This window comes from Rhizobium sp. 01T417, from assembly GCF_056398905.1.
The window spans coordinates 57032-79001 of record NZ_JBFTQH010000026.1 but is presented as its reverse complement, the minus strand read 5'-3'; the positions used below and the strand labels follow the sequence as shown (position 1 = coordinate 79001).

Genomic DNA, 21970 nt, shown 5'->3' with positions numbered 1-21970 from the left:
CTGCCGGTGCGGTTGCTTCGATCCAGCATCTGAAGGTCAGCCCCTTCGAGCGCGCGCGCCACCAGGATCGGGTCCGCAAGCTGAGGGCGCTGCTCGATCAGCGCGGCATTCCGCACATGCCGAACCCGAGCCACATCGTGCCGGTCATGGTCGGCGATGCGGCCAAGTGCAAGTGGATCTCCGACCTGCTGCTCGACAATTGCGGTGTCTACGTGCAGCCGATCAACTACCCGACAGTGCCGAAGAAGACCGAGCGGCTGCGCATCACTCCGACGCCGCTGCACAGCGACGCCGACATCAAAAACCTCGTCGAAGCGCTGCATTCGCTCTGGGCGCGCTGCGCACTGGCGCGGCAGGTTGCCTAGCCAGCGCTATTCGGGCGGGCGATTGCGAGCGATAGTGCTCGTATTGCCCGTGGATGATCAAGGAGTTCGCTCGTTCGAAATGAGCCATACGCCACGAACACCAGAACGCAACCCGCAACGGACAAGGCTCTGCCAGGGCGACGATGCTTGGAGAAAGTATTGCCGACTGTTCCCGGCCGTATCGACCGCCTCCTGCCAAGCTGGAGAGGGTGTCAGTCGCCGGCGGGCAAGGAAACCACACCCGTTCGGCAGCCCCGGCATGGCCAGAAGGCTCGCCAATAATTGATCGCGATCAAAGACGCATTGGTCCTTCCGGTGGACAAGACGTTATCGAATTCCTCAGGAGAAGACGGCCTTGATGATAGCTCAACACGACCGGCAAGCTGCCATCGCGCAGAATGATCAAGCAGATGAAAAGGAAGGTCCGGTGCCGTCGAGGCGGCAGGCCGTGGCGCACCTGCGGAGGCTTGTTCCTCTTCTTGGAAGCCACCGACGATTGACAATCGGCGCGACGCTTGCCCTCACCGCCGCAGCCTTGATTTCGCTTGCGCTACCGATGGCCGTTCGGCGCATGATTGACAACGGCTTCGGGCAGGGCGATGGCGAATTCATAAACCGCTACTTCCTGATGGCAATGGCTCTGGCAGTGGCGTTGGCAATTGCCAGCGCTCTTCGATACTATTTCGTGACGGCACTGGGAGAACGCCTGGTAGCCGATCTCCGGAAGAAGGTCTTTGGCCACGTCCTGTCACTTCCCGCCCAGTTCTTCGATTCGAACCACTCCGGCGAAATTGCCTCGCGTCTCACCGGTGACACTGCCCAGATCAAGACGGCGGTCAGTCTGACAGCTTCGGTGGCGTTGAGAAACTCAATCCTGTGCGCGGGCGCCCTCGGCATGATGTTCGTGACAAGTCCTGGCCTGTCATCGATCGCCCTCGCGGTGATCCCCTTGATCCTCGCACCGCTGATTGTCTTCGGCCGCTCAGTCAGGAAAAAGTCCCGAGCGGCCCAGGACTCGCTTGCGAGCGCCTCTGCCTATGCCAGCGAAATCATTGCAGCAAACCGGACGGTGCAGTCTTTCAACGCCGAAGATGCTGCCCGTCAACGGTATGTCTGCGACGTCGAAATGTCCTACGGCAAATCCATTGCGGCGGCACGTTCGCGCGCTTGCCTGACAGGCTTTGCCATCGCACTCATATTCGGCAGCGTGGTCGGCGTCCTCTGGCTCGGGGCGCAGAGCGTCCTCGCCGGCACGCTCTCGCCAGGAAGTCTCAGTCAGTTTCTGATCTACTCGGTGATTGCAGCCGGCTCCTTGGGCTCTCTATCGGAAGTCTGGGGTGAGCTGGCGCAGGCAGCAGGAGCCGCCGGTCGGCTCTTCGAGCTGCTGAATGAGCAAACCTATGATCGCGAGCCTGAGGCAAGCATGCCGCTTCGCAGCCCCGTCCGCGGTGGCATCGAGGTATCAGATCTGCATTTCTCCTATCCAAACGCCCCCCAGAAAGAAACCCTCGCCGGACTTTCCATGACGGTCTCTCCGGGAGAGACGGTCGCTCTCGTCGGGCCATCGGGTGCCGGAAAGAGCACGGTCTTTTCGCTTCTGCTCGGATTCTATGACGGCAGTGCCGGACGCCTTTCCATCGATGGACGAGACGTGCGCTCCATCGCCCCGCGAGACCTCCGCAAGGAGATTTCGATCGTGCCACAAGAGGTGACGATTTTCGCGACCACCATCTTCGAAAACATCGCGTTCGGAAGACCCGATGCAACCCGGGACGAGGTCGTCGCAGCCGCGATCAAAGCCCAGGCGCATGGTTTCATCACTGCTCTTGAGAATGGATACGACACTGTCGTTGGCGAAAGGGGTCTGACCCTTTCTGGAGGACAGCGGCAGCGGTTGGCGATTGCCCGCGCTATACTGAAGGACGCCCCAGTCCTCCTGCTCGATGAGGCAACCGCGTCGCTTGACGCCGAGAACGAGCAGCTCGTGCAGGAGGGCTTGGAACAGCTCATGGACAATCGGTCGACCATCGTGATCGCACATAGACTTGCGACCGTTCTCAAGGCCGACAGGATCCTTGTGGTCGACGCGGGCCGGATCGTCGAGCAAGGAACGCACGCCTCCCTAATGCGCAACGGCGGCCTCTACAAACGGCTGGCCGAACTCCAGTTCAAGGGGCCCGCCACCGACTCCGAGCTGGACGCAGCGTGAGGCGCCATCCAAACCGCGCACCGGTCGATGCAGCTATGCGAGCCGGTTCGCCTGCGGGCGAGGGTGGGATGACGAACCAAACCTTGCGACCGGGCGCAGGGAAGTGGTGCGCTGAGGTCGTGGTGACGCGCAAGACGTGGGATGAAGGCGTTTCTGTGTACGCAAAGTCTTCAGCCCCTGTTTGGGGATTGGCTCGCCAATTTAGGGTCGGTTTGTTAAGCTGCCGCTAAGCCAAGCGAGGCTCGGACATGCCAAACGATCCACCGCGATCTCATCTGGCGGCAATGAAAGGAGACGGCTTCTACAACCGTCATTCCTCAATGCAGGCCACTGGCATTTCAGCACTCCTTTCATTGTGGGAAACGGCGTGCCGGACAATTGCCGCGGGCGAAGGTCCCTTCACCATCGTCGATTATGGTTCCTCACAAGGCCGCAATTCTATGACCCCCATGCGCGTGGCGATTGAGGCGTTGAGGCTCCGGTCGGGCCCATCCGTGCCAATCGAAGTCGTCCACACTGACCTACCCACGAATGATTTTTCGGCTCTGTTTGAAGCGCTTTCTTCAAGCCCTGACAGCTACATGAATGAAGCTTCTGATGTTTTTCCCTCTGCGATCGGCAGGTCGTATTTCGAGCCATTGTTCCCACGTCAACGCGTGGATCTCGGATGGTCGACGTGGTCATTGCAGTGGATGAGTACCGGAATGATCGAAGCGCCTGATCACATTCTCGCTGGAATGAGTGCCACGCCTGCAGTGGTTTCTGCGGTAAAGCGACAACAGGCGAAAGATTGGGAGCGCTTCCTGGTCCTAAGGTCACGGGAAATGCGCCCTGGCGGGAAACTCGTGGCGGGCTTTACGGCCCGCACAGCCGACATCACGGGTTGGGAATGGCTCCTTGGCGAGCTCTGGTCGGCATTGAGCGACATGAGGACGGATGGCTGGCTTTCGGAACGAGAGCAGACCCGCATCACAATACCGATCGGCATACGGACCTTGGAGGAGATCAGGAAACCGTTCTTGAAAGTCGAAAATTTCGCCGATCTAAAACTCGAGCATCTCGATCTCGTCAGACTCACGGATCCTTGTTGGGAGCAATTCGAAAGGAACGGCGATGTGTTGGCGTTCGCCAGGCGTCACACGGCAATGATGCAGGCCTGGTGCGAGCCGACAATCGCGAGCTTGATCGAGCCATATCGCAATCCGGCCGCATTTGTCGCTGAACTGTTCAACCGGTTTGAGCGTAGACTGGTTGAAGGTCCCCGGCCTCACGAACCCTACATGGCCGCCGTGGTGTTATCCAAACGAGCCTAGCCAGAGAATTGGCGCGCGGCGGAAATTTGACATTCTCAATGATCCTTATGCCGACAAATCTCCTTCTGCCAATACGGGTATGTTCCATCCGGGCAGCCCTCTTGTTTTCCGTCCCGCCCCGACAGCCGGCCCGGTGAATGGTGGGCGCACATAAGCTTGCTGCGTCTTCTACATTGCAGCAAGCCGGCTCTCACTTCATGATAAGCGCATCGGATATCGAAAGCGGCGGCTAATGCATATCTTCCTCGTTCGACACGGCGAATCGCTTGGCAATATCAATGAACAAGCCTACCGGCAGTTCGGCGACCATAATGTTCCGTTGACGCAGTGGGGGTATCGGCAAGCACTGGCGGCCGGGCGAGCGATCGCAGCCTATCTTGCCGAATTGCCGCGCGGACAGATACGACAACTTGACGTCTGGTATTCTCCCTATATGCGGACGCGGCAAAGCAAGGACGCCTTGCTGGAGGCGCTGCCTCCCGGATTGGTCAGGAGCGTTCGTGAGGACTACCTGTTGCGCGAGCAGGATTTCGGTCTCTTCACCGAAATCTATGACCACGCGGAGCGAAGACAGAAATTTCCTGATGAGTTCGAGAAATGGGCGAGATTGCGGAGCAACAGCGGGAAGTTCTACGCAAGGCCACCGGATGGCGAGAGCAGGGCGGATGTGGCCCAGCGGCTTCGTCTATTCCTTCAAACCGTGACGAATGACGTGCGCGATGACAACAACGACCTGATCGTCGTTGGCCATGGTGTCACCAACAGAGCGTTCGAAATGAACTTTCTCCACCATGCCGTCGATTGGTTCGAGCGCTCCGACAATCCGGGAAATTCCGACGTGACTTTAATCGCCGGGACACACGCGCGCGGCTTCAGATCAGCCCTGTTGCACAAGGCCGAAGACCGCAAAGCCGGGGATGAAGAGCTGCGCGATGCCTATGGATCCGAACTGACGCTCACGCCGAAAGCCACGCTATAGACCCGCCGCTATCGCATATCCAGAAAAGTGCGACTGCTTCGAGCCAGGGCATGAAGGGCCGCCATTGGAGGGAGGGTTCGAAGCACCGGTTGCCACGATGCCTCGAAGCCTCCCTCGTCCTTCCAGGAGATGAAGGACAAGGAGGACATAGGTCGCAAATCGGAGCGGGGAAGGGGGCCACAGCCTGAGACAAGCGAATATGGTCCATTTGCAAAGCGGATAGTAGGCTAGCAAAATCAAGCGCCTGGGAAAGGAAACCTTGCGGGACCATGAAAAAGTCAGAACGTGTTGTCGATTCTGGCCGTCCCCAAACGTTCCTTGTTGGACGGCGGTTTCGAAATCCGCCCAGTCGTCCTTTCAATATCTGGAGGAGTTGATGTGATGGATGCGAACAATCTTGTTTCCGCGCGGGAGCTGGCCAGAAGAAACGGCCTCAGTTTTCCGAACGAAAGCCCCGAGTATCGGCGGGCCCGCGATGAATTGCTCGCCGAGGAAATCGAGTTGCGCCGACATATCGAACGCGTTGCCGAGCAGCGCCGCGCACTGCCGCCAGGCGGTCAGGTCCGGAAGGACTATCGCTTCCAGGGCGCCGATGGCGAGGTTACCTTGAGAGACCTGTTCGGGGGCAAATCCACATTGGTGATTTACAGCTACATGTATGGGCCGCAACGCGAACGACCATGCCCGATGTGCACGTCCATGCTGTCGGCGCTCGACGGAGAAGTCCCCGATATTTGCCAGCAGGTCGCCTTTGCCGTCGTCGCACGCTCGCCGATTGAACGTTTATTGGCGTTCAAGAAGGAGCGCGGCTGGCATCACTTGCCACTCTACTCCGACACGACGGACGAATTCAGTCGCGACTATCACGCCATTGGTCCTGATGGCGGCGATGACGCTGCCTATAACGTCTTCACGATCAAGGATGGCGTCATCCATCACTTCTGGAACCCGGAAATGGGCCCCGCAACCGCCGATCCCGGCCAGGATCCGCGCGGCGCGCCGGATTTCATGCCTCTGTGGACCGTGCTCGACACAACGCCGGATGGGCGGCCGCCGAGCTGGTATCCGAGCCTTGCCTATAGCAGTGGGCCGTAGGGCAGGGCCGCCTGTAAGGCGGGCGTCAGCCTTGCCTGCCGACGCTCGCATACATGCCCGTGGTACGAAACTCGGTCGGGTTCGTGCCATAGATGCGCCGAAAGACCTTGGAAAAATAGTTCGCGTCCTCGAAGCCTGAGCGGATTGCGACCTCCTTGACGGGCATGTTCGCGGTCTTGGTCAACAGTTTGACGGCCCGCTTCAGTCGTTTCTGCAGGACGAACTCGGCCGGCGGCAGGCCCTCGTTGGCTGCGAACATTCGCGAGAAATGTGCCCGGCTGAGGCCTGCGACCCGCGCAAGATCCTCGACCGGCAGAGGACGTTCCAAATTCGCCATGATGTAGTCGATGACATGCTGCATCGTCCGGTATTCTTCACTGAAAACAGGATGCGAACCGAAGACATCGTCGTACAGCGCCATGGCCGCCTCATAGGCGATTGCCGAAGCCAGGCCCGGCGTCTCCGCGCCATTGATCAGCCGGAGACTGCAATCTGCCAAATGCTCGATCGTTTGCGGTTGCAGTTTCAGGATCGGTCCGGTCACCGCGAGGATCGAGCGGTGGATGCGCAGCGCCTCCTCGCCATTCATCGAAATCCAGAAAAATTCCCAGCGGTCCCCATCTTCAAGCCAATAGCGGTGATTGTGCGGGACGAGCACGAGCAGTGTCTCGCCTTCTTTCACGCGAAGCTGGCGATTCTCGTAACGCAGGTTGCCCGCGCCTTTGATCGTATGTTGCAGGACGGTGAACGGTGTTTGGCCGCGCTTTCTGCCATCCCAGTCGTAGGTCGCATTTTCTCGGATCTCGTAGCCTGTGCTGGTCGGCATTGTGTGCAGGCTCTGGCGGCCACGCGGCAGCGACACGGTCCTCATGACCGGCCCGTTGTCAATCAATTTTTGCAGCACAAAATTACCCATGAAAGCATAATCCTTCTCTGGCGGCCCCGCCGAATATGCGCATAATCCGCCCCCAAGAGAGAGAACACCGCCTGCACCGAGGAGCGGCAGGGAGGAGAATAAGCCGGATTTCTGGCCTTTTTTGGTGTCGGGCGCAAGTCCCGGTCCATTTCTTCTTCTCATCGTTCAGCGCCGGCAAATTTGATCGCATTGAGGCAAGGATCATGAGTTTCAAAATCGCTATCATCGGCGCAGGCAGCGTCGGCTTCACAAAAAAACTGTTCACCGACATCCTCTGTGTGCCGGAATTCCAGGACGTCGAGTTCGCGCTTACCGACATGAGCGAACATAATCTGCAGATGATCAAGCAGATCCTCGACACGATCGTTTCGTCCAATAAGCTGCCAACCAGGGTTACGGCGACCACGAACCGCCGCGAGGCACTGACGGGTGCGCGCTATATCATCAGCTGCGTGCGCGTCGGCGGGTTGGAAGCCTACGCAGATGACATCCGCATTCCGCTGAAGTACGGCATCGACCAGTGCGTCGGCGATACGATCTGCGCCGGCGGCATTCTCTACGGCCAGCGCAATATTCCTGTCATTCTGGATTTCTGCAAAGACATCCGTGAAGTCGCAGAGCCGGGCGCGAAGTTCCTGAACTACGCAAACCCGATGGCAATGAATACCTGGGCCGCCATTGAATACGGCAAGGTCGATACGGTCGGTCTCTGCCATGGGGTCCAGCATGGCGCCGAACAGATCGCTGAGGTGCTCGGCGCGAAATCGCCTTCCGAACTCGACTACATCTGCTCTGGCATCAACCACCAGACCTGGTTTGTCGATCTCAAACTCAACGGCCGCAAGATCGGCAAGGACGAGTTGGTTGCCGCCTTCGAAGCCCATCCCGTCTTCTCGCAGCAGGAAAAGCTGCGCATCGACGTGCTGAAGCGGTTCGGGGTCTACTCCACCGAAAGCAACGGCCATCTGTCCGAGTATCTTCCCTGGTACCGCAAGCGCCCCGACGAGATCACCAAGTGGATCGACATGTCCGACTGGATCCACGGCGAAACCGGCGGTTATCTTCGTCACTCCACCGAGACCCGCAACTGGTTCGAAACCGAATTCCCGCAATTCCTGGAGTCGGCATCAAAACCGATCGATCGGGCCAAGCGTTCAAACGAGCATGCGAGCCATATTCTTGAAGCCCTCGAAACCGGACGTGTCTACCGCGGCCACTTCAACCTCAAGAACAATGGGATCATCACCAACCTGCCAGCCGATGCGATTATCGAGTCCCCCGGCTTCGTCGACCGCTTCGGCATCAACATGGTTTCCGGTATCACGATCCCCGAAGCATGCGCGGCCACCTGCATGGCGTCGATCAACGTTCAACGCATGTCGGTTCATGCGGCCATCAGCGGCGATATCGACCTTTTGAAGCTCGCCGTTCTGCACGATCCGCTGGTCGGTGCCGTCGCGACGCCGGAGGAGGTCTGGCAGATGGTCGACGAGATGGTCGTCGCCCAGGCGCGCTGGTTGCCGCAATATGCGGATGCAATCCCGGCTGCCAAGGAACGTCTGGCGAAATCGACTGTCAAGACCCGCGACTGGGCAGGTGCCGCCCGTCGCAACGTCCGTTCCATCGACGAGCTGCGGGCCGAAAAGGCTGCACTCAAGCAGGCCGTCTGAAGCTTTCGGACACGGGTGGCGATGGGGCTCCGGGAGGGAACTCATCGCCGAAGGCCCGTCGCCGGATCGTTTGAGGAGAAGCGGGGTTGCCACAAGCACCCCGAAAAACAAAGGGAGAGACGATGAGTAATATCCGCAACCTTGGCATTCTTGCCGGACTGGCGCTGAGCGTCTCGGTCTCGGCATTGAACGCCTATGCTTCCGAGCCGACGACACCGCCTGTTCCGCCGCAGTTTCCGGCGGAAGGCAAGATCAAATACGTATCGAGAGACTCCATCGAGGAATTCAAGGCACTTCCGGCGTATCACGAGCCGGACTGGGTCACGAAGAACTTCGTCGACAGCGGCAAGCTGCCGCCCGTCAAGGATCGACTGCCCAAGGAACCTCTCGTCTTCAAGACCGACAACATGGTCGATGGCATCGGCGTTTATGGCGACACGATGCGCCATGTCATCGGCGGCCGGCCGGAAGGCTGGAACTATGGCGCCGGCCAGACACAGGGTTGGGGCGGCATCGATATCGGCCTGTCGGAGTGCCTGACGCGCACCGCGCCGCTCTTCCAGGTCGAAGCAAAGGACACCGAGCCGCTTCCCAACCTTGCCAAGAGCTGGGACTGGTCGCCGGATGGCCACAAGCTGACCATGCATCTGGTTGAAGGTGCCAAGTGGTCGGATGGCGCGCCGTTCAACGCCGACGACATCATGTTCTACTGGGACGACGAAGTCATCGATCCGAACGTCTCGCCGCTTGGAGGCGGCGCATCGCCTGAGGCCTTCGGCGAGGGAACGACGCTCAAGAAGATCGACGATTACACCGTCGAATGGACCTTCAAGGATGCTTTCCCGAAGCAGTATCTCTACACCATGGCCTATCCGAGCTTCTGCCCGGGCCCGTCGCATATCCTGAAGCCGCAGCATCCGAAGTATTCGAAGAACACTTACGACCAGTTTAAGAATGCCTTCCCGCCGGAATTCATGAACATGCCGGTCATGGGTGCCTGGGTGCCGGTCGAATACCGTCCCGACGACATTATCGTCATGCGCCGCAACCCCTACTACTGGAAGGTCGACGAAAAGGGCAACCAGCTGCCCTATCTCAACGAGTTGCACTACAAGCTGTCCACCTGGGCTGATCGTGACGTGCAGGCCGTTGCCGGTTCCGGCGACTTCTCCAATCTTGAGCAGCCCGAAAATTTCGTGGCTTCGCTGAAGCGCGCAGCCGAAAAGACGGCACCGGCACGTTTGGCCTTCGGCCCCCGCCTGATCGGCTACAACATGCGCATGAACCTCTCCGCAAACGGATGGGGCGACCCTGATGCCCGTGGCCAGGCAATCCGTGAACTGAACCGGAACGAAGACTTCCGCAAGGCAGTCACCATGGGTCTCGACCGCAAGGCAATCGGCGACTCGCTGGTCAAGGGTCCATTCACGGCGATCTATCCCGGCGGCCTCTCATCGGGCACGAGCTTCTATGATCGCAAATCCGTGGTCTATTATCCGTTCGACCTCAAAGGTGCGAAGGAACTGCTCGCCAAGGTCGGCCTGAAAGACACCGATGGCGATGGCTTCCTGAACTTCCCGGCGGGAACGGAAGGCGGCAAGAACATCGAAATCGTGCTTCTGGTCAACAATGGCTACGCCACGGACAAGAGCCTTGCCGAGGGTGTCATCGGCCAGATGGAAAAGCTCGGCCTGAAGGTCATTCTCAATGCGTTGGATGGCCCGAAGCGTGACGACGCCCACTACGCCGGCCGTTTCGACTGGTTGATCCAGCGCAGCTCGCCCGAGCTTGCCTCGGTCGTCCAGAACACCGAGCAGCTGGCGCCTGTCGGTCCGCGTACGAGCTGGCAACATCGTGCCGGCAAGGACGGCAAGGTTGACGTGATGCCCTACGAACAGAAGATGGTTGATATCATCACGAAGTTCCAGAGCAGTCAGGACAACAACGAGAAGGTCGAGCTGATGAAGCAGTACCAGAAGGTTGCGACCGAGAATGTCGATACGGTTGGCCTCACGGAATATCCGGGTGCCCTGATCGTCAACAAGCGCTTCTCGAACGTTCCTGCGGGTACTCCGATCTTCATGTTCAACTGGGCCGAGGATTCCGTCATCCGCGAGCGTCTGTGGGTGGCCGCCGACAAGCAGGGCAAATACGAGCTGTTCCCCGAACAGCTGCCTGGCAAGCCTGGCGACAAAGGTCCGAACAACTAAGAACTCCCCTCCCAACGAGGACTCCGGTCGCGCGTGAAGCGCGGCCGGGCAATATCAACAAGCCAGCCGCACCGACAGGCGCGACCGGCGGCAAGGAGAAGCGAACCGTCCGATGTTACGATTCCTGCTCGTGCGCATAGCCTCTGCGATTCCCGTCCTCATCATTTTGAGCATCGTGACTTTCGCGATCATCCAGGCTCCGCCCGGTGACTATGCCGACTACATCCGTTCGCAGCTGATCAATCAGAGTGGTGCCTCATTCGCGCAGGCAGATGAACAGGCCCAGGCATACCGGATCGCCCACGGCCTCGACCAACCGATGGTCATCCAGTACGTCAACTGGATCAAGGGCATCATTACCCGCGGCGATTTCGGCTACAGCATGTTCTACAACAAGCCTGTTGCCGATGTCGTGGCCGAACGCCTGCCGCGCACGCTGGCGCTGGCCCTCGTCTGCCATATCTTCGCATCCGTGCTCGGCATTGGCTTCGGCATCTGGGCCGCAACCCGTCAGTATAGCTGGATCGACAGCCTTCTTTCCGGCATCTCCTTCCTTGGCATGACGGTGCCGCGCTTCCTGATGGCGCTGATCATCGTCTACCTCCTGGTCTTCCAGTTCAACGTCTCGGAAATCGGCAGCTTCTTCTCGCCGCAATTTGGCGGGGCTCCATGGTCCTGGGCAAAGTTCGTCGATCTCGTCAGCCATGTCTGGCCGGTCGTCGCCATCGCCACCTTCGGCGGGCTCGCCTACAACATGCGTGTCATGCGCGGCAATCTGCTCGATACGCTGAACGCGCAATATGTTGAAACGGCTCGCGCCAAGGGCCTCTCCGGCAGTGCTGTTGTCATGCGCCACGCAGTTCCGAACGCGCTGCATCCGCTCGTTATGTATCAGGGCGTCGTGCTTCCCTACATGCTGACCGGCGAGATCGAGACCGCGATCATCTTCTCGCTGCCAACCGTCGGACCGGCGATCGTCGGCTCCATGGCAATCGGCGACGTCTACGTCACGGCCACCTTCATGATGGTGCTTTCCGCCACGCTGATCGTCGGCAACATCATTGCGGACATGCTGCTTGCCATGCTGGACCCGCGCGTCCGCCAGTACGGAGGAGCCTGACATGCTCGCCTTCGATTCAGCTCCTCCGCCACCGCACGAGGAAATCACCAAGCACCCGCATAACGGCAATGAAAGCTATCTTTCGCTCGTCTGGCGCCGGCTGCGGCGTTCCTGGACAGGCATGATGGGCCTAATCCTCGTCGGTCTGCTGCTCTTCATGGCAATCTTTGCGGATTTCTTCGCGCCGATGGATCCAAAGGCGACCGATGTTGGCTTCGCCCCGCCTCAGCTTGTCAGCCTGCGCGACAAAGACGGCAACTTCGCCTTTCCGCCTCGCGTCTATGCGCTCGGCGAATCCGAGGAACTCGATCCGGTCACGTTCCAGCCAATCGTCGGGCCGGACTACAACAACCCGCGCTATCTCGGCTTCTTCGTGAGAGGCGCTGAATACAGTCTCCTTGGCCTCATTCCTGCCGACCGGCACTTCTTCGGTTCGGTCGATGGCCAACCGGTCCATTTCCTCGGAACCGACAAGTTTGGTCGTGACATCCTCTCGCGTGCCATCATCGGCTCACGCATCTCGCTGATGATCGCGCTGACCGTGGTCTTCATTGTCACCATTGTCGGAACAACCGTTGGCATGGTCTCGGGCTATTTCGGCGGAACCTTCGATGCATGGGTGCAGCGTTTCGTGGAAATCGTCCTGGCCTTCCCGCAGTTGCCGCTTTATCTGGCCCTGACGTCGCTGATCCCGGTCACCGCACCAACCAATGTGTTCCTGGCATTTGTCATCGTCGTCATGTCGGCACTCGGTTGGGCGCAAATGTCGCGCGAAGTTCGCGGGAAGACGCTGGCACTCGCCCGTATAGACTATGTGCGCGCTGCCATGGCGGTTGGCGCCACTGACCGGCGCATCATCTTCCAGCACATTTTCCCGAACGTGATGAGCCACGTGATCGTTGCGGTCACCCTGCATATCCCGAGCGTCGTGTTGCTGGAATCGTTCCTCGGCTTCCTCGGCTTCGCCGTAAAGCCACCGCTGATTTCCTGGGGCCTGATGCTGCAGGATACCGCAAATTACTCCGTGATCGGGACCTACCCCTGGATCCTGGCGCCTGTCGGCTTCGTGCTGGTCACCGTCTTCGCCTTCAATGCACTGGGCGACGGTCTGCGCGACGCGGTCGATCCTTATTGAGGTGATGAAGATGGCTCTCTCACTCGTCAATTCCTTCGCTCCGCCGGTGCGCCACGACCACGAGGCGCATCAGGAAAAACCCGTCATCGACGCCCGCAATATCGGCGTCAAGTTCAAGGTCGAGCACGGCATCGTCGACGCGGTGAAGGATATATCCTTTCAGCTTTACCGCGGCGAAACGATCGCCATTGTCGGCGAATCGGGTTCCGGCAAGTCCGTGACTGCCCGCACGGTCATGGGGCTTTTGTCCAAGCGTGCAACCGTCTCGGACAAGTCGAGCGTCCACTATGACGGCAACAACATCCTGACATTTTCTGAGCGTCAGCGTCGCAAACTGCGCGGCGACCGGATCTCGATGATCTTCCAGGAGCCGATGAGTTCACTGAATCCGATCTATACGATTGGCAGCCAGATCATTGAAGCGATCCGTGTCCACCGCAAGATCAGCCGCAAACAAGCCGAGGCACGGGCCCTGGAGCTGTTGAACCATGTACAGATTCCCGATCCGGAAGCGCGGCTGAGGCAGTATCCGCACCAGCTGTCGGGCGGGCAGCGCCAGCGTGTGATGATCGCCATGGCTCTTGCCAACGATCCTGATGTGCTGATTGCAGACGAACCGACGACGGCGCTTGACGTCACCGTGCAGGCCCAGATCCTCAATCTCATTCGCAGCCTCCAGACGGAACTGCGAATGGCGGTGATCCTCATCACTCACGACCTCACGGTGGTGCAGAAGTTCTCCGACTATGTCTACGTCATGCAGCATGGTGAAATGCGCGAGCACAACACGACGGAGCGCCTCTTTGCCAATCCGCAGCACGCCTACACCAGGCATCTTCTTGGCTCCGAGCCGCGTGGGCAGGCCAATCCGTTGCCCGAAGGATCTGACATTATCCTCGAGGCGCGCGACGTGAGGGTCTCGTTCATGATGCGCCATGGCAGTTTCTTCAAACCGCAATTGAAGGAACTGGTCGCCGTCGACAGCCTGAACCTGACGCTACGACGTCACGAAACGCTGGGTCTTGTCGGCGAGTCCGGCTCCGGCAAGACGACCTTCGGACAGGCGCTGCTTCGACTGAACGACCCTGATGGCGGAGAGATCTTCTTCGACAAGCTGCCGCTCCATGGCAAATCCCGGGCCGAGATGCGGCCGCTTCGCTCACGCATGCAGGTCGTCTTTCAGGATCCGTTCTCCTCGCTCAACCCGCGCATGACGATCGGCCAGATCATCGAGGAAGGGTTGGTCGTCAACCAACTGGGCGCGACCAGGGCAGAGCGGCTCGATCGTGTTCGCGAGGCGCTGATTGCGGCAGGCATGCCGGGCAATATCCTGTCGCGTTTCCCGCATGAATTTTCCGGCGGTCAACGCCAGCGCATCGCGATCGCTCGCGCCATCGCGCTCGAGCCGGAGTTCATCCTGCTCGATGAACCGACCTCGGCGCTCGACCTTTCGGTCCAGGCCCAGATCATCGAACTGCTTCGCAAGCTGCAGGACGAGCGCGGCCTCAGCTACCTCTTCATCTCGCACGATCTCAAGGTCGTGCGCGCCCTCTGCCACCGTGTGATCGTCATGCAGCATGGCAAGATCATGGAGGAGGGGCCCGTCAACGAAGTTCTCACCAATCCCAAGACCGCCTACACGGAACGGCTCGTCAAAGCCGCTTTCGAGGTCGCCTGATTGCACATGCCGGAGGTTATAATGGCAAGAAATCCAAAGATCACGTTCATCGGAGCTGGCTCCACCGTCTTCATGAAGAACATCGTCGGCGACGTGCTGCAGCGCCCGGCGCTGTCGGGTGCGACCATCGCCTTGATGGACATCAACCCGCAGCGCCTCGAAGAAAGCGCCATCGTTGTCAACAAGCTGATCTCGACGCTTGGCGTCAAGGCCAAGGCGGAAACCTATTCAGACCAGCGCAAGGCCCTGGCTGGCGCCGACTTCGTCGTCGTCGCCTTCCAGATCGGCGGCTACGAGCCCTGCACCGTGACCGACTTCGAAGTCCCGAAGAAATACGGCCTGCGACAGACGATTGCCGATACGCTTGGCGTTGGCGGCATCATGCGGGGCCTGCGAACAGTGCCGCATCTCTGGAAGATCTGCGAGGACATGCTCGCTGTCTGCCCCGAGGCGATCATGCTGCAATATGTCAACCCGATGGCGATCAATACCTGGGCGATCGCGGAAAAATATCCCACGATCAGGCAGGTCGGTCTCTGCCACTCCGTGCAGGGCACGGCAATGGAACTGGCCCACGACCTCGACATTCCCTACGAGGATATCCGTTACCGTTCGGCCGGCATCAATCACATGGCCTTCTATCTGAAGTTCGAGCATCGCCAGCCAGATGGCTCCTACAAGGATCTCTATCCGGATCTCGTGCGCGCCTATCGCGAAGGCCGTGCGCCGAAGCCCGGCTGGAACCCGCGTTGCCCGAACAAGGTCCGTTACGAGATGCTGACCCGTCTCGGCTACTTTGTCACTGAAAGCTCGGAGCATTTTGCCGAGTATACGCCTTACTTCATCAAGGAGGGCCGCGAGGATCTGATCGAGAAGTTCGGCATTCCGCTCGACGAATATCCGAAGCGCTGCATCGAACAGATCGAGCGCTGGAAGGGGCAGGCCGAGGCCTACCGTTCGGCCGACAAGATCGAGGTCAAGCAGTCGAAGGAATACGCGTCCTCGATCATCAATTCGGTATGGACGGGTGAGCCGTCCGTCATCTACGGCAACGTCCGCAACAATGGCTGCATCACCTCGCTGCCGTCCAATTGCGCCGCCGAAGTGCCGTGCCTCGTTGATGCATCCGGCATCCAGCCGACGTTCATCGGCAACCTGCCGCCGCAGCTCACAGCACTCATGCGCACCAACATCAATGTCCAGGAGCTGACGGTCCAGGCGCTGATGACGGAAAATCGCGAGCATATCTACCACGCCGCCATGATGGATCCTCATACAGCGGCCGAACTCGACCTCGACCAGATCTGGTCGATGGTGGACGAACTGCTGGCCGCCCACGGTGACTGGTTGCCTGCATGGGCGCGCACCGGCCGCAAGGTTCAGGCCGCCTGACCATCTCTCTCCCGGTCACGGCCCCAAGAGGTCCCGCGGCATCGCCGCGGGACTTTTGCTATCGGGCACATAAAGTCGGCAGCCCGATTGATTAAATCAATATCTCTGATATAGAACCAATTGCGTAATCTTTTCCTGTGCCGATCGGAGCCCCATGAGCCGCAGCTTCCTTGTCGTCGACCCCGAAGAGGGTATGCCTATCCTCAAGGGACTGGCATCGCCGGCTCGCGTGGCGGTGTTGAAGCTTCTGCACGAGAAGGGCGCGCTCAACGTCAACGAAATAGCTGATATCCTTGATCTGCCGCAATCCAGCGTGTCGACCAACGTCCAGATGTTGGAAGAGGCGGGGCTTATCCACACGGAAACCCAGAAGGCCCGCAAGGGCAATCAGAAGGTCTGCCGCAGCGTTTATGACGAGATCCTGGTGGTCTTCAAGAATGAAATCAAGGAAACTGAACCAGACGCGATCGAGGTATCGATGCCACTTGGTCTCTATACGAGCTTCGAGGTGACGGCGCCTTGCGGACTTTGCTCGGCCGACGGCATCATCGGGTTGCTCGATGTGCCCAATACCTTCCTTGATCCCGACCGCATGAAGGCGGGGCTCATCTGGTTCACACGCGGGCATGTTGAATATCAGTTTCCCAACAATGCGCGATTGACGAATACCAGCATCCGCGAAATCGAGTTCCTGATGGAGCTAAGCTCCGAGGTTCCCGGTACCAGCGCCGACTGGCCCTCCGACATAACCCTGACGGTCAACGGGGTCGATATCGGAACCTGGACGTCTCCGGGTGATTTTGGCGACAAACGCGGTGTATTCACCCCGGATTGGTGGAAACTGAAGGGATCGCAGTACGGCAAGTTGAAGAACTTCCGCATCAATGACGACGGCGCCTTTGTCGATGGATTGCGCATTTCCGAGATCACGCTCGCTGACCTGAAGCTCGACGAACATCATTCGATCCGTTTGCGCATCGGTGTGCGCGACAACGCCAAACATCCTGGCGGCATCAACATCTTCGGGCGTGGATTCGGCAATTACGACCAGGACATTCTGCTGCGTCTCAAGACTCGGTAAGTCTGTCCGATTTTCTGCATTTTGGTCTTGACCCCGCCCCGGGCTTCCGCTTTATTCATCTCAAATTGTGATACAAATCACAAATGACGATACAGTGGAGGATCTCATGAAGGCCGCGGTTACAGCGCACAGCAAATACACGATCTCGGACATCGACCCGCGCCTTTACGGCTCGTTCATCGAGCATCTCGGTCGGGCCGTCTATACGGGCATCTACGAGCCGGATCATGCGACCGCCGACGAGAACGGCATGCGCCGGGACGTCATCGATCTCGTCAAGGAATTGAATGTTCCGATCGTACGCTATCCGGGCGGCAATTTCGTCTCGGCCTACAACTGGGAAGACGGCATCGGCCCCAAGGAAGACCGTCCGACCCGCCTCGACCTTGCCTGGCATACATCCGAAAGCAACCAGGTCGGCATCCACGAATTCGCCGAGTGGTGTGTCTCGGCGAATACGGAGATGATGCTGGCCGTCAACCTCGGTTCGCGTGGCCTCGACGAGGCGCGCAACTTCCTCGAATATGTCAATCATTCTGGCGGTAGCGAGTGGAGTGACAAGCGCATTGCCAACGGAAGAAAGGAGCCCTGGGACGTCAAGCTCTGGTGCCTCGGCAACGAAATGGACGGACCCTGGCAGATCGGCCACAAGACGGCGGACGAATATGGCCGTCTGGCACATGAAACCGCCAAGGCCATGCGCGCCTTCGACAGCTCCCTCGAACTCGTCGTCTGCGGCTCGTCCAACGCACACATGCCGACCTATCCGGAGTGGGAGGCAACTGTCCTCGACCACACCTACAATGAGGTCGACTACATCTCGCTGCACATGTACTTCGAAAACCGCGCCAAGAACACGGCCAACTATCTCGCCCGCAGCATCGAGCTGGACAATTACATCGGCACGGTCGCAGGCGTCATCGATTACGTCAAGGCGAAGAAGCGCTCGTCAAGGAACGTCTATATCTCCTTCGACGAGTGGAACGTCTGGTACCACTCCAAGGAGCGCGATAAGGCAACGCTTGCCGGCGCCAATGGCTGGCCGCATGCGCCGGCCCTTCTGGAAGACGACTACAACTTCGAGGACGTGCTCCAGGTTGGCTGCATTCTCAACACCTTCATCAATCGCGCCGATGTCGTCAAAATTGCCTGCCTGGCGCAGCTCATCAACGTCATTGCACCCATCATGACGGTCCCGGGCGGCCCGGCGTGGCGTCAGACAATCTTCTATCCCTACTATTTCGCTTCCGTCTACGGGCGTGGAACTGCGCTGAAACTGATGGTCGACAGCCCGAGCTACAAGGTTGACGACCTTGGAGATGTGCCCTACCTCGACGTATCGGCGGTCCATGATGCGGACAAGAAGACGGTGACCTTCTTCATCGTCAACCGCCACGGAACCGAGACGCTCGATCTCGATGCGAGCCTGCTCGAATTCGGCGCCTTGCGGGTCATCGACGATCAGGTCGTGGCCCATGCGGATCTCAACATCACCAATACCGCCGACAAGCCCGACAACGTCGTGGCGAAGGCCGTCACGGGCACGAGCTTTGCCGATGGCAGGCTCAGCGCCAGGATCGCGCCGCTGTCCTACAGGATGATCCGCCTGCAGGCATAATATAAATCCGCTTTGCTGATACATATCAAACGATGTGTTGACAAAGCAATTGTATGATTTAACGTCAGCGCACCGGTTTTGACGTGCCACTGGGAGGAAGAGATGGGAGCGACAGCTTCTGTTCTGGCACTATCACTGACTGAGGGACATTCGCCGATAAAAGCGGATGCATACTCGCTCTCAGCATGCCTGCCATGTGTCCATATCGGTTTTTCGGGTTCTGACTGCAATCCAGGAGCAGCCGGATGACCGCCAATATCGAAATTCAGAATGTCACCAAGCGCTACGGCTCGATGACCGTCCTCGACGGCTTGTCACTGTCGATCAAGGCCAACGAGTTCCTGGTCTTCCTGGGGCCGTCGGGTTGCGGAAAATCGACGCTGTTGCGCATGATTGCTGGGCTCGAAAGCGTGGATGGCGGCACGATCTCCATCAATGGCGAGCGCATCGACACATTGCCGCCCGGTCAGCGCGACATCGCCATGGTGTTCCAGTCCTATGCGCTCTACCCGCATATGACGGTCGCCGACAACATGGCCTTCGGACTGCGCAACATCAACCTGTCGAGCGATGTGATCTCGAAGCGAATTGCCGAAGCAGCCCGCATGCTCGAGATCGGCCACCTCCTGGAGCGCAAGCCCGGCCAGCTGTCCGGCGGCCAGCGCCAGCGCGTCGCCATTGGCCGCGCCATCGTCAAGGAACCGAAGGCGTTCCTCTTCGACGAGCCGCTGTCCAACCTCGATGCGGCGTTGCGCGTTCGCACCCGCGTCGAGCTCGCCCAGCTGCGCAATCGGGTGAGATCGACGATGATCTTCGTGACGCATGACCAGATCGAGGCAATGACGCTCGCCGACCGCATTGTCGTCATGAACAATCGCAAGATCGAGCAGATCGGCACGCCGATGGAGATCTACTCGCGTCCGGCCAGCCGGTTCGTCGCCACTTTTGTCGGCTCTCCGACCATGAACTTCCTGACCGTCGCCCTGTCGGAAGAAAACGGTTTCCTGCGCGCAAGGCTTCCCGACGGCACGCAACTCAAGACCGCCATCCGCGCAGCTGGGGTCAAGGGTGGCGAGTACTCGCTGGGCATTCGTGCAGAGGCCGTCAAGCTCGCCAACGGCGTTGCTGCGACGACGACGGGCAAGGTGGATGTCCTCGAGCGTCTTGGCGATCGCACCCTTCTTTATACGCGCCTCAAGGATGGCAGCGTCGTCATTGCCGAGGACATCGGCAACAGCCGCGTGGCAATCGGCGACGAGGTGGGGCTGACGCTCGACGGGACGCGCACGCATCTCTTCGATGATGCCGGTCACGCCTGGCACAATGAGGAGGCCGGTCATGGCTGAGGCGGCACTCGATCGTGCCGATGCGACGGCTACGGCCGCCGAACGGCGCAACATCCAGAACATCAATGCGCCGCAATGGCGCAATGCCCTCTTCGTCGCGCCCTATCTCCTCGTCTTCGTGGCCCTTCTCGTCGTGCCGCTTTTCTGGGGCATCTGGCTGAGCCTGCACAAGGCGGACGCCTTTGGCGTCGGCAAGTTTGTCGGCCTGACCAACTATATCCGCCTCTATAACGACCGCATCTTCCTGCAGGCGATCGGCAACACCTTCTATTTCGTCTTCCTGACGGTACCGGCGCTCGCGATCATCGGCCTGATGCTGGCGCTGGCGCTCAACCGCCGCACCCGCACCGCCGCCGTGCTGCGCGCCTTCTATTTTTCGTCTTCCGTTCTTTCGGTGACGATCGTGACGCTGATCTGGCGGATCGTCTTCATCGGCAATTTCGGTTTGCTGGCGACGATCTACGGCTGGTTCGGGGCGACTGCGCCCGCTTTTCTCTCCGATCCGCAGCTTGCCATGATCGGCATTGCGATCGCCACCGTCTGGTGGTGCATCGGCCTGCCGATGATGCTCTTCCTGTCGGCTCTGCAGCAGGTGCCTGGCGAGATCTACGAGGCGGCTGCTCTCGACAATGCCAGCCGCTGGCGCACGCTCTGGTACATCACGCTGCCCTCGATCAAGCGCACCTTCGTGCTCGTCGTCATCATCCAGATCGTCTTGCAGTTCCAGCTTTTCGGCCAGGCGCGGCTGATGACGAACGGTGGCCCCAACAACGTCTCCAAGCCGGTCGTCCTCTACATCTACGAGGCCGCTTTCACCAAGTGGGACCTGGGGCTCGGTGCTGCCGCTTCCGAAGTCCTGTTCATGATGATCCTGATTGCCGCCATGGCGCAGTACATCGCCACGCGGCGCAAGGGAGAAGAGGGATGAGCGGATCTGTCTCGGGCAATATCGTCGGCCGCACCTTGGGCGACCGCATCATCCTCGGCCTGGTGATCGCGCTGGCCCTCGTCATGGTGGCGCCGGTGGTCTGGGTGGTGGCGCTCTCCGTGAAGGACAACAAGGAACTCATGCTGGACATGAACTCCGTCTTCCGCGCGCCCTACACGATCAAGAACTATATCGATGTCATCGGCACCTCCTCGGTTTTCCGCTGGGTGTTAAACAGCACCATCGTTGCGGGCGGCCTGACGCTCGCGACGCTGGTCCTTTCCTCGCTTGCCGGCTATGGCTTCGCGCGGCTGAACTTTCCTTACCGCAACCTGCTTTTCGTCATCGTGCTGCTCGGCCTTGCCGTGCCGGAACAGGCCGTGCTGATTGCCCGCCAGCAGATCTTTGGCTGGCTGAAGCTGCACAACACCTATCCGGGGCTGATCCTGCCGGGGCTTTCCGCACCCTTCGGCGTCTTCCTGATGACGCAGTATTTTCGCGCCATCCCCAAGGAGCTGGACGAGGCGGCCCTGCTCGACAACGCCAGCCGCTTCAAGATCTTCTGGAAGGTGCTCTTGCCGCTCACCATTCCGGCGCAGGCAACGCTTGGCATCTTCACCTTCTTCAGCGCCTGGAATGACTATCTCTGGCCGCTGATCTCAGGCACCCGAAAGGAGATGTTCACGCTGACCGTCGGGATCGCCTCGACCCAGATGAATTTCGCGCAGTCTCAAGGTCTCGGCTTCCTGATGTCCCAGGCAGTCTTCGCCAGCGCGCCGATCCTGATCCTTTACCTGTTCTTCCAGAAATACATCGTGACGGCCGTATCCGGTACCGCCGTGCGCTAGGGCTGGCGACAGAGACCACGTTTTAAGTGCAACCGGCTCCCGAGGAGGGGGCTCACGTCAAGGGGTG

General features: G+C 59.4%; 17 protein-coding genes. 16 read left to right on the top strand and 1 reads right to left on the bottom strand.

The features are described 5' to 3' along the window. The 5 genes from AC1DPR_RS22495 to AC1DPR_RS22475 form a co-directional block, all read left to right on the top strand. Nucleotides 1-365: aminotransferase class I/II-fold pyridoxal phosphate-dependent enzyme (locus tag AC1DPR_RS22495; RefSeq protein WP_477817220.1), on the top strand; the 365-nt coding region annotated here is incomplete at its 5' end. 388 nt (nt 366-753) lie between these two features. Continuing rightward, nucleotides 754-2574 carry an ABC transporter transmembrane domain-containing protein gene (locus AC1DPR_RS22490; protein ID WP_477817222.1) on the top strand — a complete coding sequence of 607 codons (1821 nt, stop codon included), beginning with the start codon at nt 754-756 and terminating at the stop codon, nt 2572-2574. Between the two features lie 248 nt (nt 2575-2822). Further along, complete coding sequence (locus tag AC1DPR_RS22485; RefSeq protein ID WP_477817219.1) at nt 2823-3887, top strand: class I SAM-dependent methyltransferase; 1065 nt, start codon at nt 2823-2825, stop codon at nt 3885-3887. Nucleotides 3888-4119: 232 nt separating this feature from the next. Next, nucleotides 4120-4866, top strand: a complete 747-nt coding sequence (locus AC1DPR_RS22480) for a histidine phosphatase family protein (RefSeq protein ID WP_477817218.1) — start codon at nt 4120-4122, stop codon at nt 4864-4866. A gap of 381 nt (nt 4867-5247) precedes the next feature. Next, a complete protein-coding gene (locus AC1DPR_RS22475; RefSeq protein ID WP_477817217.1) occupies nt 5248-5961 on the top strand; it encodes a DUF899 family protein in 714 nt (237 codons plus the stop codon). A gap of 25 nt (nt 5962-5986) precedes the next feature. On the opposite strand, the gene AC1DPR_RS22470 is transcribed toward AC1DPR_RS22475, so the two are convergent. Then, nucleotides 5987-6877, bottom strand: a complete 891-nt coding sequence (locus AC1DPR_RS22470; RefSeq protein ID WP_025661259.1) for an AraC family transcriptional regulator — start codon at nt 6875-6877, stop codon at nt 5987-5989. Between the two features lie 203 nt (nt 6878-7080). Between AC1DPR_RS22470 and melA (AC1DPR_RS22465) the strand changes: the two genes are divergently transcribed. From melA (AC1DPR_RS22465) to AC1DPR_RS22415, 11 genes are all read left to right on the top strand, one after another. Continuing rightward, a complete protein-coding gene (gene melA, locus AC1DPR_RS22465; protein ID WP_477817216.1) occupies nt 7081-8547 on the top strand; it encodes an alpha-galactosidase in 1467 nt (488 codons plus the stop codon). Between the two features lie 122 nt (nt 8548-8669). Further along, nucleotides 8670-10757, top strand: a complete 2088-nt coding sequence (locus tag AC1DPR_RS22460) for an ABC transporter substrate-binding protein (RefSeq protein WP_477817215.1) — start codon at nt 8670-8672, stop codon at nt 10755-10757. 112 nt (nt 10758-10869) lie between these two features. Beyond that, nucleotides 10870-11877: an ABC transporter permease gene (locus AC1DPR_RS22455; protein WP_018858448.1), complete on the top strand. Its 1008-nt coding sequence runs from the start codon at nt 10870-10872 to the stop codon at nt 11875-11877. Between the two features lies 1 nt (nt 11878). Next, nucleotides 11879-13012 carry an ABC transporter permease gene (locus tag AC1DPR_RS22450; protein WP_477817214.1) on the top strand — a complete coding sequence of 378 codons (1134 nt, stop codon included), beginning with the start codon at nt 11879-11881 and terminating at the stop codon, nt 13010-13012. A 10-nt stretch (nt 13013-13022) separates the two neighbouring features. Beyond that, nucleotides 13023-14690 carry an ABC transporter ATP-binding protein gene (locus tag AC1DPR_RS22445; RefSeq protein ID WP_477817213.1) on the top strand — a complete coding sequence of 556 codons (1668 nt, stop codon included), beginning with the start codon at nt 13023-13025 and terminating at the stop codon, nt 14688-14690. A 21-nt stretch (nt 14691-14711) separates the two neighbouring features. Beyond that, nucleotides 14712-16082: an alpha-glucosidase/alpha-galactosidase gene (gene melA / locus AC1DPR_RS22440; RefSeq protein WP_018858445.1), complete on the top strand. Its 1371-nt coding sequence runs from the start codon at nt 14712-14714 to the stop codon at nt 16080-16082. Between the two features lie 154 nt (nt 16083-16236). Beyond that, nucleotides 16237-17163, top strand: coding sequence for an ArsR/SmtB family transcription factor (locus AC1DPR_RS22435; RefSeq protein ID WP_025661264.1), 927 nt, complete (start codon nt 16237-16239; stop codon nt 17161-17163). Between the two features lie 106 nt (nt 17164-17269). After that, nucleotides 17270-18781 carry an arabinosylfuranosidase ArfA gene (arfA, locus tag AC1DPR_RS22430; RefSeq protein ID WP_477817212.1) on the top strand — a complete coding sequence of 504 codons (1512 nt, stop codon included), beginning with the start codon at nt 17270-17272 and terminating at the stop codon, nt 18779-18781. A 245-nt stretch (nt 18782-19026) separates the two neighbouring features. Then, complete coding sequence (locus tag AC1DPR_RS22425; protein ID WP_477817211.1) at nt 19027-20127, top strand: ABC transporter ATP-binding protein; 1101 nt, start codon at nt 19027-19029, stop codon at nt 20125-20127. After that, complete coding sequence (locus AC1DPR_RS22420; RefSeq protein WP_477817210.1) at nt 20120-21055, top strand: carbohydrate ABC transporter permease; 936 nt, start codon at nt 20120-20122, stop codon at nt 21053-21055. Before AC1DPR_RS22425 ends, AC1DPR_RS22420 begins: the two co-directional genes overlap by 8 nt. Further along, complete coding sequence (locus tag AC1DPR_RS22415; RefSeq protein ID WP_113162313.1) at nt 21052-21903, top strand: carbohydrate ABC transporter permease; 852 nt, start codon at nt 21052-21054, stop codon at nt 21901-21903. Before AC1DPR_RS22420 ends, AC1DPR_RS22415 begins: the two co-directional genes overlap by 4 nt. The last annotated feature ends 67 nt before the right edge of the window (nt 21904-21970 follow it).

What these genes read in the sequence shown, in the direction of transcription:
- AC1DPR_RS22485 (WP_477817219.1), top strand. Translation starts at nt 2,823, where the DNA reads ATGCCAAACGATCCACCGCGATCTCATCTGGCGGCAATGAAAGGAGAC.
- AC1DPR_RS22480 (WP_477817218.1), top strand. Translation starts at nt 4,120, where the DNA reads ATGCATATCTTCCTCGTTCGACACGGCGAATCGCTTGGCAATATCAAT.
- AC1DPR_RS22475 (WP_477817217.1), top strand. Translation starts at nt 5,248, where the DNA reads ATGGATGCGAACAATCTTGTTTCCGCGCGGGAGCTGGCCAGAAGAAAC.
- AC1DPR_RS22470 (WP_025661259.1), bottom strand. Translation starts at nt 6,877, where the DNA reads ATGGGTAATTTTGTGCTGCAAAAATTGATTGACAACGGGCCGGTCATG.
- melA (WP_477817216.1), top strand. Translation starts at nt 7,081, where the DNA reads ATGAGTTTCAAAATCGCTATCATCGGCGCAGGCAGCGTCGGCTTCACA.
- AC1DPR_RS22460 (WP_477817215.1), top strand. Translation starts at nt 8,670, where the DNA reads ATGAGTAATATCCGCAACCTTGGCATTCTTGCCGGACTGGCGCTGAGC.
- AC1DPR_RS22455 (WP_018858448.1), top strand. Translation starts at nt 10,870, where the DNA reads ATGTTACGATTCCTGCTCGTGCGCATAGCCTCTGCGATTCCCGTCCTC.
- AC1DPR_RS22450 (WP_477817214.1), top strand. Translation starts at nt 11,879, where the DNA reads ATGCTCGCCTTCGATTCAGCTCCTCCGCCACCGCACGAGGAAATCACC.
- AC1DPR_RS22445 (WP_477817213.1), top strand. Translation starts at nt 13,023, where the DNA reads ATGGCTCTCTCACTCGTCAATTCCTTCGCTCCGCCGGTGCGCCACGAC.
- melA (WP_018858445.1), top strand. Translation starts at nt 14,712, where the DNA reads ATGGCAAGAAATCCAAAGATCACGTTCATCGGAGCTGGCTCCACCGTC.
- AC1DPR_RS22435 (WP_025661264.1), top strand. Translation starts at nt 16,237, where the DNA reads ATGAGCCGCAGCTTCCTTGTCGTCGACCCCGAAGAGGGTATGCCTATC.
- arfA (WP_477817212.1), top strand. Translation starts at nt 17,270, where the DNA reads ATGAAGGCCGCGGTTACAGCGCACAGCAAATACACGATCTCGGACATC.
- AC1DPR_RS22425 (WP_477817211.1), top strand. Translation starts at nt 19,027, where the DNA reads ATGACCGCCAATATCGAAATTCAGAATGTCACCAAGCGCTACGGCTCG.
- AC1DPR_RS22420 (WP_477817210.1), top strand. Translation starts at nt 20,120, where the DNA reads ATGGCTGAGGCGGCACTCGATCGTGCCGATGCGACGGCTACGGCCGCC.
- AC1DPR_RS22415 (WP_113162313.1), top strand. Translation starts at nt 21,052, where the DNA reads ATGAGCGGATCTGTCTCGGGCAATATCGTCGGCCGCACCTTGGGCGAC.